The organism is Sphingomonas phyllosphaerae, from assembly GCF_029623345.1.
GTDB classification, from domain to species: Bacteria; Pseudomonadota; Alphaproteobacteria; order Sphingomonadales; family Sphingomonadaceae; genus Sphingomonas; species Sphingomonas phyllosphaerae_C.
In genome coordinates this window covers 94,210-106,615 of the sequence record NZ_JAPYKH010000012.1, presented here as the reverse complement: position 1 = coordinate 106,615, position 12,406 = coordinate 94,210, and the positions used below count along the sequence as shown (strand labels likewise).

Sequence of the window (12,406 nt, the reverse complement as noted above, 5' to 3'; positions counted from 1 at the left end):
CTCAGCGGAGGTAGGGGCGCAGCGGTGCGGGCTGGTACCCGCCGGTGGCGACGAAGCCGGCGTTGCGATAGCCCGGCTTGCCATAAGTGAAGGGCGCGCCGTCGACGTCGAGCGTGCGCCCGCCCGCGGCGCGCAACACCGCGTCGCCCGCGGCGGTGTCCCATTCCATCGTCGGCCCGGTGCGCGGGTAGACGTCGGCCTCGCCGCACGCCACCAGCGCGAACTTGAGGCTGGAGCCGACCGCGACGCGCTCACTCACCCCGCCCGCGTCGAGCCATTCGTCGAGCCCCGGCATGGCGTGGCTCTTCGACGCCACCGCGCAGGGTTTGCCGCCGCAGCGGCGGACGCGAATGGGCTGTGCCGCGCCGCGGTCGCCGCCCGGCGCGCGCGCGGCGGTCCAGGCGGCGCCCTGCGCGACGTCACCCCAGTAGAGCGCGTCGCGCGCGGGAGCATAGACCACGCCCATCGTCGGCACGCCATGCTCGACCAAGGCGATGTTGACGGTGAAGTCGTCGCCGCGGCGGACGAATTCCTTGGTGCCGTCGAGCGGGTCGACCAGGAAGAAGGCGTCCGCCACCGCGGGGATGTCGCCCGCCGCGGCCTGCTCCTCGGCGACCACGGGAATGGCGGGGGCGACGATCGCGAGCCCGGCGAGGATGGCTTCCTCCGCGTCGCGGTCGGCGGCGGTGACGGGGCTTTCGTCGCTCTTGTGCATCACCGCGCAGCCGGCGGTGAAGTGGCGCCACACGATGTCGCCCCCCGCCTCGGCGAGCGCGACGATCGCGGCGAGCAGCGCGGGACGGTCGGTGATCTCGGTCATGGGCGTCATATGTGGCGTGGCGGGGGCGCCGCGACCAGCAAGAATAAGCGCGATCCTCCGCAAGTTGGGGTTGGGCGCGCGCGACGGGGCGGGCGGGGTACGCCGTTTGGGAGGTCACGCGAGTGACGGCGCGCGATCTCTCTTCGCGCCAGCGCGTAAGGTCGATTGCGCCGATCTGAGAGCTATTCTCAGGAGCGCGCCGCCCCTGAACCGCGGGCCCGACCTAAAATGAAACCGAGGGAGACGAGGCACCGCCCCGCCCGCTCGATGTCACACCCTTCTCGCACGCGCTGCTGATCCCCGCGCTCGGCTTGCGCCACCCCGCTTACGCGCCGCGCACCAACGGCTGGCGGTGGGACCTCAACGGCTAGGAGCTGTCGAGCGAGCTCATCGGCCAGATCTGCTGGTCGATGTCGATCGAGATCTGCCTGATCGCGGTGCTGGCGAAGCGCTGGGGCGCGGCGCGGGCGGGGTAAAGCTCGGCGCTCACGGGCGTCATCCTGAGGTCGTTTCAGGATCCACAGTGCCGCTTGCCCAGAGGCGACGGCGGCCGCGCGACGGTGGATCCTGAGACGAGTCCAGGATGACGGCAGCAAAGGGCCGTTGCGATCGACCCTGGCGTCGCTGCCCGCACACTTTAGCGTCGGCGCCGACGCCACTACCGCCCCCGCCCTTACCGCCACCGCCGCCGCCGCCGGAACGAGCCGCGCGCCACCACCACGCCGATCGCGAGCAGAAGCAGCGGCGCCAGCCACAAGGGCAGCGTCGCGCGCGACACCGGCGGGTCGTAGCTGACGTAGTCGCCGTAGCGCGCGATCAGCCAGTCGCGCACCGCGCGCGGCGTCTCCCCCGCCGCGACGCGCTGGCGCACCAAGGCGCGCATCTCGCCCGCCATGTCGGCGTCGCTGTCCGCAATCGACTGGCCCTGGCAGACGAGGCAGCGCAGCGTCTCCATGAGCGCGCGCGCCTGGCGCTCCTGCTCGGGGTCGCGCAGCTGGGTGTAGGCGAGCGGCGGCAGCGCGGTCTGCGCCATCGCCGGCATCGCGCCCCACAGCGCCAGCAGCGCCGCGGCGCGCCTCACCGCGCCGCTCCCGCCCCGCGCGCCGCCGCGAGCGCCTGGAGCAGCTGCGGCACGTCGTCGGCGCGGATGTCGCCGACGTGCTGGAGCCGGATGATCCCCTGCCCGTCGACCACGAACGTCTCGGGCACGCCCGACGAGCCGAGCGCGAGCTGGAGCCGGCTGTGCGGGTCGCTGCCGACGCTGGCATAAGGGTCGCCGTGGCGCTGGAGGAAGGCGGCGACGTCGGCCGGCGTGTCCTTGATCGCCACCGCGTCGATCGGCACGCCCGCGGCCTTGAGCGTCAGCAGCTGCGGCGCCTCCGCGACGCAGGGCACGCACCAGCTGGCGAAGACGTTGAGCAGCCGCGGCGCGCCGCGACGGAAGTCGGCGCTGGTCACGCCCGGCTTGCCCGGCGCGATCGCGGGCAAGGTGAAGTCGGGGAGCGGCTTGCCCACCATCGCGGAATAGACGGTGCGGTCGGCCGGGCGCCACAGCCCCCATAGCACCACCGCCAGCACGATGCCGAAGGCGCAGAGCGGCAGCCACAGCAGCCAGCGCGCATGGCGCGGCCCGGCGCCCGGTGCCGATCCCCTCCCCCCACTCACGCCGCGCTCCAGGCCGCCGTCTCGGCGACCGCGTCGGCACGACGGCGCTGCTGCCACAGCCGCCACTGGTGCCCCACCAGCGCCAGCGCGCCGCCCAACGCGATCAGGAAGCCGCCGAACCAGATCAGGGTCACCATCGGCTTCCACCACAACCGCAGCTGCCAGCGCCCGTCCTCGCCCAAGGTGCCGAGCACCGCGTAGAGCTGCCCGTCCCAGCGCGTGAGGATCGCGCTCTCGTTGGTGGTGGTCACCGGCGTGGTGAAATAGCGCACCTGCGGGCGCAGCACCGCGATCGCCTCGTCGTCGAGCGTCACGTTCAGGTGGCCCTCGAGCGCGGTCCAATTGTCCCCCACCAGCGGTCGCACGCCCTCCAGCCGCACGGTGAAGCCCGCGACGCGCGCGGGGTCGCCGGTGCCGACCGCGACCAGCCGCTCCTGCGTATAGGCAGTGCTCGCCGCCATGCCGATCAGCGACACCGCGACGCCGAGATGCGCCACCACCATGCCCCACAGCTGAAGCGGTGCACGGCGCAGGTTGCGCTTCGCCAGCGGCGCGACGCTCGCCACCGCCAGCCCGACGCCGAGCGCGATCCCGAGCAAGGGCAGCGGCGCGATCGGCCCGCCTAGTACGAAGGTGCCGACGCCCGCGAACAAGGTGGCGGCGATCGCGGGGAACAGCCGCTGCGCCACCTCGCCGGGGTCGTCGCGCCGCCAGCGCATCACCGGCCCGGCGGCGAGCACCGCGACCAGCAGCAGCGCCACCGGCCCCGCGGTCGAGTCGAAGAAGGGCGGCCCGACCGAGAGCTGCACCCCCATCGCCGCGGCGACGATCGGGTAGAAGGTGCCGATCAGCACGATGCCCAGGATCACGGTGAGCAGCAGGTTGTTCGCCACCAGCGCGCCCTCGCGGCTCACGCCCTCGAACAATTTGCCCTGCCGCACCGTGCCGATTCGCAGCCCGAACAGCAGCAGCGCGCCGCCGATGTAGATCACCAGCAGCGCCAGGATGAAGGCGCCGCGGCGCGGGTCGACCGCAAAGGCGTGGACGCTGGTGAGGATGCCCGAGCGCACCAGGAAGGTGCCGATCATGCTCATCGAAAAGGCCACCACCGCGAGCATCACGGTCCAGGCGCGCAGCCCGTCGCGCGTCGCCAGCACGCTCACCGAGTGGAGCAAAGCGGTCGCGGCGAGCCACGGCATCAGGCTGGCGTTCTCGACCGGGTCCCAGAACCACCAGCCGCCCCAGCCGAGCTCGTAATAGGCCCAGTAGCTGCCCGCGGTGATGCCGAGCGTCAGGAAGATCCAGGCGCCGAGCACCCACGGGCGCATCGCGCGCGCGAAGGCGGCGCCGACGTCGCGCGTCACCAACGCGCCGACCGCGAAGGAGAAGGCCACCGACAGCCCGACATAGCCGGCGTAGAGCGTCGGCGGGTGGAAGGCGAGCCCGGGGTCCTGCAGCAGCGGGTTGAGCCCGGCGCCGTCGGCGGGCGCGGGGTCGAGCCGCGCGAACGGATTGGAGGCGAACAGCAGGAAGGCGTAAAAGCCGAGCGCGATCGCCGCCTGCGCCGCCAGCGTCGCCACCAGCGTGTCCGCGCGCAGGCGGTGCTCCAGCCGCGCCACCGCGGCGCCGGCGAGGCCGAGGATCGTCACCCACAAGAGCATCGAGCCCTCGTGGTTCCCCCACGCGCCCGCGAACTTGTAGAGCGTCGGCTTCATCGAATGGCTGTTGGCGGCCACCAGCGCGACCGACATGTCCGAGGCGAGGAACGCCGCGATCAGCGCCGCCATCGCGGCGAGTGCGAGCGCGCCCTGCACGGTAGCGACTGCCCGCACGGTCGGCGCCGCACGCGCGGCGTCGGCGCCGTTCTTGAGCGCGAGCGCGCCGAGGACGAGCTGCGCGAGCGCGAGCGCGGCGGCGAGCCACAGCGCGACGAGGCCGGTCTCGGCGGTCATGCGGGAGGGAACGCGGGCGACACGCGCACGGCTTTAGCGGCGCGGTGGCGGAGCGTCGAGGCGGAACGGGTGGGCTCGGCGGTGCCGCACAAGATCCTTCCCGGCACGGGGAGAATATCTCCCACCCATCTCCTCCATTCTGGCGACGGCCTTGTTTCCGCCACGCTTCGGCTGCGATCCGGCGCGCTTTGGCGGCTTGGCTGCGCGCGGGCGAACGGAGCAGTGCCGATGACGGGCGAGCGGATGACGATGCTGATGCTGGGCGCCGCCACGCTCGCCACCCCCGTGGTCGCGCAGGAGCGCGCGGACGAGCCGCCCGCGGGTGCCGAGCCCGACGTCGTCGTTGCGGCACGGCGACCACCCGGCTCGGCGATCGGCAGCAACGAGCCCATCGCGGTGCTCGACCAGCGCGCGCTGCGCTCGCTCGGCGTCACAGGGCTCAAGGAAGTGCTCGACCGGCTGCGCCCGCTCACCGGCGGGATCGGCGGTGTCGAGCCGGTGATCCTGCTCAACGGCCGGCGGATCAACGGCGTCGCGCAGATCCAGTCGATCCCGCCCGAAGCGATCGAGAAGGCCGAGATCCTGCCGGAGCAGGACGCCGCGCGCTTCGGCTACCCGCCCACCGCCCGCGTGCTTAACCTGATCACCGCGAAACACTTCCGCTCCACCGTAGCCCAGCAGCTCGCCGGCCCGACCACGCGCGGCGGCGGCGCGACGCAATATGCCGAGGCGACCGCGACGCGGATCGACCAGTCGCGCCGCGCGACGTTGCAGGTCTCGCACTTCCGCCAGCTGCCGGTACGCCAGTCGCAGCGCGCGATCGCGCCCGAGCCGGTGCCACTGCTCGGCGGCGGCAGCGCCGACGTCGGCGCGGGGCGCTATCTCCAGCCGCTGACCGACACGGTGAAGGTCGACGCCACCGCCGCGCGGCCGATCGCGGCCAAGCTCGACGCCGACCTCAACGTGACGATGGAGGCGACCCGCAACCTGCGCCGCAACGGCCTCGCCCCGCTGCTCGGCGAGGACGTGGCGACGCCCGGCCGCTATCTCCCCGGCACCTCGCTGCGCCAGCGCGACACCGCGCTCACGCTGCGCGGCAATGCCGGGCTGCACGGCAGCGCGGGGCGGTGGATATGGGACGCGACGGGCGGGTACGAGCGCATCCGCAGCGCCGTCACCGCCGAGCAGGCGCGCGCGCTCGACGATCCCGCGCGCGTGCTCGCCACGCGTGGCCGCTCGCTCACCGCGACCGCCAGCACCAGGCTGACCGCGAGCGGACCGCTGCTTCGCCTGCCCGCGGGCGAGCTGCAACTCACCACCAGCGCCGACCTCGCGCGCGCCACCAGTGATGGTAGCGCCGCGGCCGACGCGCCGCTGTTCGCCACGCCGGTGCCACGGCTGCGACGCACCAGCGCGGGGGCGAGCGTGGGTGCGGTGCTGCCGATCGCGGCCGCGAGCGAGGGCGTGCTGGCGCCGCTCGGCCGCCTTGCCGCCACCGCCACGCTGGGAGTGAACCGGGTGACCGGGTTCGAGCGGCTGACCAGCCTCAGCTATGGCGCGACCTGGCAGCCGGCGCGCGCGGTGGAGCTGACCGCCACGGTCAACCTCTCCCAGACCGCGCCGCCGGTGACGTCGCTGACCGGCGCGCTGGTGGCGGTGCCCAACCTCCCCGTCTTCGACTATGCCACCGGCACCAGCGCCTTCGTCGACGCCGTCTACGGCGGCAACCCCGCGCTGCCGCCCGAGCGCACCCGCCTCACCACGCTCGGCGTCGCGCTGCGGCCGTTCGCCGAGCGCAGTTTCGACCTGCGGCTCGACTATCTCGTCACGCACGCGCGCGATCGCGCCATCACCCCGGTGAGCGGCTCGTCCGCGTTCGAGGCAGCCTTCCCCGACCGCTTCGTGCGCGACGCCGCGGGGCGGCTGGTGCGGCTCGACCTGCGTCCGGCGGCGGTCGCGGCGGAGGACGAGCGCAGGCTGCGCTTCACGCTCAACCTCTTCACCGAGCTCGGCCCCAAGTCGGCCGCGCCGCCCGCCACGCCCGACCCCAAAGCGCCGCCACCTGCGCCGCCCAGGCCGCGGCCGAGCGTGTACGTGATGGGCAGCGCGACGTGGCGACTCTCGGATCGGCTGACCCTGCTGCCGGGCCAGCCAGCACTCGACCTGCTCGACGGCGCCACGCTCGACGGTAACGGCGGCCGACCGCGCTGGGAAGTCGAGGGCAATACGGGGATCAGTTACGGGCCCGCCTCGCTCGGCGTCTACGCGCGGTTGCAGGGGACGACGCGCGTGCGCGACCTGCTGCCCGCGGCCGACCTGCGCTTCTCCGGGCGCGACTGGCTGGTGCTGTACGGCAATCTCGACGCCGAGAAGCTGGTGGCACGGCCCTGGGCGAAGCGGCTGTCGCTGTCGTTCACGGTCGAGAACCTGTTCGACGACCGGATCGCGGTGCGCGACGGCCTGGGCACGACGCCGCTGCGCTTCCAGCCGGGGCTGATCGACCCGGTCGGCCGCTCGATCCGGCTGGGCGTGCGCAAGCTGTTCTGAGCCGCGCGTGGGGCCGATCCACCTCGATGAAACCGTGCTCCGGCGAACGCCGGAGCCCACAGCCTCAGGCAGGACGCTCGTGGTTCTGTACACTGCAACCGCACGAGCGCCTCGCCGCTTCACACCAGAAGGAGCTTTATTCGAGCAGGCGACCTCAGCCGAGCACGCGCGCCAGGATCGCGGCGTTGCGCTCGAGCAGCGCCGGGTCGCGCGCCGCTGCCGCGGTGAAGAGCGCGCTGTCGAGCGCGGTGTCGGCGGGGACGGCGGATCGGCCGGATGGCAGCATCGCCGCCAGCGCCGCCACCGCGGCGCGCGCCACCCGCGCGTTCGCCGCCGCCTGCGCCACCACCGTCGCGAGATCGACCGCGGCGCCCTCATCGCGCCACGAGTCATAATCGGTGACCATCCCGACCAGAGCGTAGGGCAGCTCGGCCTCGCGCGCGAGGCGCGCCTCGGGCAGCGCGGTCATGCCGATCACGTCGCAGCCCCAGTCGCGGTACAGCCGGCTCTCGGCGCGGGTGGAGAACATCGGCCCCTCCATCGCCAGATAGGTGGCGCGTTCGGCTACTCGCCCGCCCGCCGCGGTGACCGCCGCCGCCGCCAGCGCGGAGAGCCGCTGGCACACCGGGTCGGCGAAGCTGACATGCGCCACCAGCCCGCTGCCGAAGAACGAGGCGGCGCGCGCGACGGTGCGATCGACGAACTGGTCGACCAGCACGAAACTGCCCGGTGCCAGCTCGTCGCGCAGCGACCCGACCGAGGAGAGCGCGATCACGTCGGTGCAACCGGCACGCTTGAGCGCGTCAATGTTGGCGCGCGCAGGAATGTCGCCGGGCGCGAGCCGGTGGCCGCGACCGTGCCGCGGCAGGAATCGCACCGGGACGCCGCCGAGCCGACCGAACAGGAGTTGGTCGCTCGGCGCGCCCCAGGGCGTCGCGACGTCGCGCCACTCGGCCTCTTCCAGACCGTCGATCGCGTACAGGCCCGAGCCGCCGATGATCCCGATCGTCCATTGCGCGTTCATCATCGTTCCTCAATATCCCTGGCCATGCGTTTCCCCTTCCCCGCCGCGCTTGCGCTGCTCGCCCCGATCGCCTTGGCCGCTCCCGCCGTCGCCGATGCCGCGACCCCGATCACGGGCCGCTACCTCACCGAGGACGGTGCGGGCGTGATTACAGTCGGGCCGTGCGAGGGCAGCGTCTGCGGCCGGCTCACCACGATCCTCAAGAAGCGCCCCGGCGCGCCCGACACCGACGTCAACAATTCCGACGCGGCGCTGCGCTCGCGCCCGATCCTGGGTGTGCCGATCCTGTCGGGCTTCACCGACGAGGGCAAGGACTGGCGCGGCAAGATCTACGATCCGCGCAACGGCAAGACCTACAAGTCGATCGTCGCGCGCAACGCCGATGGCACGCTCAACGTCAAGGGCTGCATCGCCTTCTTCTGCCAGACGCAGGTGTGGAAGCCGGCAAAATGAACACGATTTCGAGTGCTTAGCAGCATCTCTCCGGGTTAGGATGCGTTTGGGGGGCCGTAGAGGAGAGAAACATGCGCTCCATTCTGATCGCCGCCGTGACGATGGTCCTTCCGCTCGGCGCTGCGCCAGCCTCGGCGCAATGGGCCGGCTTCGTCGATACGTCGCCGCCGATCACCGCACCGATCGTCTCGGGCAATTTCCTGCTCGGCGGCGGGCGCGACACGCCGACGATGTGGCGACAGCGGGTGCATCTCGCGGACCAGTTGCGCGCCGAGGTGCGCGACCTGCTGGCGGCGAACGACGGTGAACTCACCAACAAGCAGGTCGCGTACATTCGCAAACGGGTCCGCCGGATCAACGGCAACCGCCTGTTCTAGGCTGCCCCCCCACCGTTCAGCCGAGCAGCCCGGCGGCGATCCCCGGCCCCCAGGATCGCAGCGTGAAGAACCAGGTCGCCGCCGCCACGAAGGCGGTGGTGGCGAGCAGCACCGCCGTCGCGCCGAGCGTAGCCGCCGCGCCGGGCGTGCGACGGCGCACCCGCACGAACAGCTCCGCCACGGCGAGATTGGGCAGGTAGAAGAGGAAGGCCATCGCCTGGTCGAAGCCGCCGCGGAAGTCGGCGGTGTGGCCGTCGCGCCCGATCGCGAGGAACCAGGCGCCATATTCCATCCGGTACAGCCACGAGCCGACGGTGAGCGCGAACAGCCGGATCGCCCAGGCACGGTGCGCCTCGGTACGCCCGCCACGCGCCGCGACATAGGTCAGCGTCGCGGCCGCCGCCATCAGTGCGCCGTACAGTGCGAAGCCGGTGCTCATCACCGTGCCGCCGATCGTGCCGCGCGCGAGGATGAAGCCGAGCCCGCCCACCCCCGCCACGCCGGCGCACAGGACGTACAGCCGTCCGAGCCAGCGGTGCAGCACGGGAAGACGCCGCCGCAGCGCGCCGATCAGCTGGAGCGGACCGAGCAGAAGCAGCACACCTCCAGTGGCGAAATGCGCGCCCATCGCCAGCGTCGCCGGCGGCGCGGCGGGATCGTACAGATTGGCGAGCGACTCGTTCCAGCGCGCCGCCTCGCCGCGCAGCGCGGCAACCCCGAAGAAGGATATGATATAGGCGCCGAAGATCGCGCCGCTGCACCAGCAGCACGCCACGAGCAGCCGCGCGCTCCAGCGCAGCGCGCGCACCGCCCACGCCGCCCTTCCCTGCCCCGCCTCGGCCGCTACCGCCGCCATGCGCCGTCTCCCCTCGCGCGGCGATCGTCGCCCCGCCCCTGGCGCTTGGCAAGCCGCGCTCAGGCGGAGAGGCGGAAGTGGAACAGCCGGCTCGGCCCATCCTCGGGTAGCAGGAAGAGGTCGCGTCCCTGGATCGCCATCCCCTCGCCGGTATAGGGGCCGCCGCGTCCGAACGGTCGCACCGGACCGATCGCACCCGCGCGCAGCGTTCGGCGCAGCGCGAGCGAGGGCCAGTCGAGGAAATCGACCGTCCCGCTCCAAAGGTCGATGTTGCCGCCGGCGACCAGCGCGCCGCCGACGAATTTCATGTCCTGATAGTGCGTCGCCGAGGGGTTTGGCACGGTACGCACCGTCGCGCCGTCGGCAGGATCGATCACGTAGAGCAGCCGGCTATCCCAATTGCCCGCGACCAGCCGCCCATCGGGCGCGACCGCGACGCAGCCGAGATGATCGGCGACGCGCAGGCGGCGGCGCACGCGCAGCGTCGCGGCATCGAGCTCGATCAGCACCGCCGAGCTGTCGGGCCGCATCTCGGCGACCGGCACCCACAGGTTGCCATTGTGGAAGGAGAGTCCGCCGGGATGGTAGCGCGCGCCGTCGGTGAGCTCGACGCGGCGCAGGAAGCGGCCGGTGGCGCGATCGAACTCGTGGAGGTAGCCGCGTCGCGCGGCGCCGTTGACCGAGGTGACCCAGATGCGGTGTGCGCCGATCTCGACACCCTGGACGTGGTATAGCTCTCCGTCCAGCGACAGCGCGCCGAGCAGCCGCGCGTCCTCCACCGCGCCGTCGAAGCGCTCCGACGCGCCCGCCACCGACAGCCCCGAGAGCAGCAGCAGCGCCGCGGTGACCGCCGCCCGTCCCGCCCGCCGACCGATCGTCCGCCGCCCCATCTGCGCCCCTGCCGCCGCATCCCCGCGCCGTCCTTGGCAGGCCCGTGTGTCAGCGGCGCTGGGTTTTGGTTTCAGTTCGGCGGCAGCTAGCCGGGATGGGTCGGCGGGTACGTTCACGCCGATCTTGCGTCTTCGGTGTAGCGAGCGCGCTGCGACACTGCTCCATCCGTCGATCGAGCAGGGGTCTCGCGCAGGCAGTGAAAATCTCTCCCTGCCGCTTGTAAGGATCGCCGCGGTCGCAGCTACATCCGTCCAATCGAACGACAGCGGAAGACGATATCTTGGCCGCGCCGGGGGAGAACGGCGAGGCGCGGCAGGATCAGCGGCGGCGCGGGAGGGAAAGGGACGGTGATGCCCTATCGTCATGGCTATCGGGCAGTGCTGCTGCTGTTGCCGCTGATCCTGCTGGCCTTCTGGCCGGGCTATTTCGGCGCGTTGCGCACCGCGCCGCTCGCGCTCCACGCGCACGGGCTGAGCGCCACCGCCTGGCTGGTGCTGCTCGCGCTCCAGCTCTGGTCGATCCATGACCGTCGCGTCACGCTCCACCGCGCCGCCGGGCTGGCGCTGTTCGCGCTGGTGCCGCTGTTCGCTGGCGCCAGCCTCGCCGCGGTGCAGGGCGGGATCGCGCTCTTCGCGGCGCGCAGCGACCCCTTCCATACGAGCTTCGGCGCGCGGCTCGCGCTGGTCGACCTGCTCGCGCTGGTCACCTTCGTCGCGCTGGTGCGCCAGGCGCTGCTCGCGCGGCGACAGGTGCGCGCCCATGCCGCGGCGATGCTGGCGACCGCGCTGCTGGTGCTACCGCCCATCGTGGGGCGGCTGTTGCCTGCCATCCCTGGCTTCTTCGACTGGGACGTGGCGGGGCACAGCGGCTTCGCGCTGTCGTTCCAGCTGGCGATGCTGGTGTCGATCGTTGGCGCGCTGGCGCTGTGGCGCGGACGGCGCGACGGCGGGGCCTTCGGCGCGACGGCAGGCTCGCTCGCGCTCCAGGCGGTGGCGTTCGACACGGTCGGAGCGGGCACGGCCTGGGAGAGCGCGGCGCGCGCGCTGCTCGCGGTGCCCGCGCCGCTGCTGTTCACGCTCGGCGCGCTGGCCGCGGCGGGTGCGCTCGCCGAGGGCTGGCTGCGCGTACCGCCGCGCGCGCGGCCGCGGCTCGGCCTGGCCTAGCGGCCTCACACCGGCGCGGCGTCGGCCCCCGCGCCATAATGGTGCCAGGTGAAGATCGCCGCCGCACCGCGATGCGGGCGCCATGGCTCTGCGAGCGCGCGAGTGAGCTTCTCGCTCGGCCGTTCGGCGTGGCCGAGGATGCGGCCGGTCTCGATCTGCACCGCCAGGTCGCCCGCCGGCCAGATGTCGGGGCGTCCCTCGGCGAACAGCAGGTATACCTCGGCCGACCAGCGCCCGATGCCCTTCACGGCGACGAGCTGGGCGATCGCTTCCTCGTCGTCGGCGGGCAGCGCGGCGAGATCGAGCGCGCCGCTCGCCACCAGCCCGGCGAGGCTGCGCGCATAACCCGTCTTCTGGCGCGAGAAGCCGCAGGCGCGCAGTTCGTCGTCGCCGAGCGCGGTGACCAGCGCCGGGTCGCCGGGATCGCCGCGCTCGGCGAGCTTGCGCCACACCGAGTCGGCGGCGCGCACGCTCACCTGCTGGCCGACGATGGTGCGCAGCAGCGTGGCATAGCCAGTGGCGCGGATGCGCGGCGCGGGATAGCCGACGCGCTCGATCGCGGCGGCGAAGGCGGGCTCAATCGCGGCCAGCGCGTCGAGCCCGGCGGTGAGTGCCGCGGCGCTCAGCCCCATTGCGCGACCCGCACGCAAGCGGCATG

13 protein-coding genes are annotated in these 12,406 nt (G+C 72.9%); 4 read left to right on the top strand and 9 right to left on the bottom strand.

Annotated features, from left to right (window positions below; translation table 11 throughout):
* Nucleotide 1 precedes the first annotated feature (1 nt).
* From cysQ to QBJ89_RS12940, 5 genes are all read right to left on the bottom strand, one after another.
* Nucleotides 2–820, bottom strand: a complete 819-nt coding sequence (gene cysQ / locus QBJ89_RS12960) for a 3'(2'),5'-bisphosphate nucleotidase CysQ (protein WP_277980896.1) — start codon at nt 818–820, stop codon at nt 2–4.
* A gap of 367 nt (nt 821–1,187) precedes the next feature.
* Complete coding sequence (locus tag QBJ89_RS12955) at nt 1,188–1,310, bottom strand: hypothetical protein (RefSeq protein WP_277980895.1); 123 nt, start codon at nt 1,308–1,310, stop codon at nt 1,188–1,190.
* A gap of 183 nt (nt 1,311–1,493) precedes the next feature.
* Nucleotides 1,494–1,901 carry a cytochrome c-type biogenesis protein gene (locus tag QBJ89_RS12950; protein ID WP_277980894.1) on the bottom strand — a complete coding sequence of 136 codons (408 nt, stop codon included), beginning with the start codon at nt 1,899–1,901 and terminating at the stop codon, nt 1,494–1,496.
* Entirely contained in the window at nt 1,898–2,485 is a 588-nt protein-coding gene (locus QBJ89_RS12945; RefSeq protein WP_277980893.1) for a DsbE family thiol:disulfide interchange protein, read from the bottom strand. The genes QBJ89_RS12950 and QBJ89_RS12945 overlap by 4 nt, the downstream gene beginning before the upstream one ends.
* On the bottom strand, nt 2,482–4,437 hold the full coding sequence (locus QBJ89_RS12940) for a heme lyase CcmF/NrfE family subunit (RefSeq protein WP_277980892.1): 1,956 nt from the start codon (nt 4,435–4,437) through the stop codon (nt 2,482–2,484). The genes QBJ89_RS12945 and QBJ89_RS12940 overlap by 4 nt, the downstream gene beginning before the upstream one ends.
* A 228-nt stretch (nt 4,438–4,665) precedes the next feature.
* On the opposite strand from QBJ89_RS12940, the gene QBJ89_RS12935 reads away from it, so the two are divergent.
* The gene (locus tag QBJ89_RS12935) at nt 4,666–6,984 is read left to right on the top strand and encodes a TonB-dependent receptor domain-containing protein (protein ID WP_277980891.1); all 2,319 of its coding nucleotides are present in this window, start codon (nt 4,666–4,668) and stop codon (nt 6,982–6,984) included.
* 154 nt (nt 6,985–7,138) lie between these two features.
* Here the strand turns inward: QBJ89_RS12935 and QBJ89_RS12930 are convergent, their stop codons facing one another.
* On the bottom strand, nt 7,139–8,008 hold the full coding sequence (locus QBJ89_RS12930; protein WP_277980890.1) for an S-methyl-5'-thioadenosine phosphorylase: 870 nt from the start codon (nt 8,006–8,008) through the stop codon (nt 7,139–7,141).
* A gap of 24 nt (nt 8,009–8,032) precedes the next feature.
* Here QBJ89_RS12930 and QBJ89_RS12925 point away from each other — a divergent pair, with 24 nt between their 5' ends.
* Nucleotides 8,033–8,461: a DUF2147 domain-containing protein gene (locus QBJ89_RS12925; protein ID WP_277980889.1), complete on the top strand. Its 429-nt coding sequence runs from the start codon at nt 8,033–8,035 to the stop codon at nt 8,459–8,461.
* 71 nt (nt 8,462–8,532) lie between these two features.
* A complete protein-coding gene (locus QBJ89_RS12920; protein WP_277980888.1) occupies nt 8,533–8,838 on the top strand; it encodes a hypothetical protein in 306 nt (101 codons plus the stop codon).
* Between the two features lie 16 nt (nt 8,839–8,854).
* On the opposite strand, the gene QBJ89_RS12915 is transcribed toward QBJ89_RS12920, so the two are convergent.
* Together QBJ89_RS12915 and QBJ89_RS12910 are read right to left on the bottom strand one after the other, a co-directional pair.
* The gene (locus QBJ89_RS12915; protein ID WP_277980887.1) at nt 8,855–9,694 is read right to left on the bottom strand and encodes a DUF2306 domain-containing protein; all 840 of its coding nucleotides are present in this window, start codon (nt 9,692–9,694) and stop codon (nt 8,855–8,857) included.
* A 59-nt stretch (nt 9,695–9,753) separates the two neighbouring features.
* Nucleotides 9,754–10,584, bottom strand: coding sequence for a DUF6454 family protein (locus QBJ89_RS12910; protein WP_277980886.1), 831 nt, complete (start codon nt 10,582–10,584; stop codon nt 9,754–9,756).
* Nucleotides 10,585–10,935: 351 nt separating this feature from the next.
* Here QBJ89_RS12910 and QBJ89_RS12905 point away from each other — a divergent pair, with 351 nt between their 5' ends.
* Nucleotides 10,936–11,748, top strand: coding sequence for a hypothetical protein (locus QBJ89_RS12905; protein WP_277980885.1), 813 nt, complete (start codon nt 10,936–10,938; stop codon nt 11,746–11,748).
* A 5-nt stretch (nt 11,749–11,753) separates the two neighbouring features.
* Here the strand turns inward: QBJ89_RS12905 and QBJ89_RS12900 are convergent, their stop codons facing one another.
* Nucleotides 11,754–12,380 (bottom strand): DNA-3-methyladenine glycosylase family protein, encoded by a 627-nt coding sequence (locus tag QBJ89_RS12900; RefSeq protein WP_277980884.1) that lies wholly within the window; start codon nt 12,378–12,380, stop codon nt 11,754–11,756.
* Nucleotides 12,381–12,406: the final 26 nt, after the last annotated feature.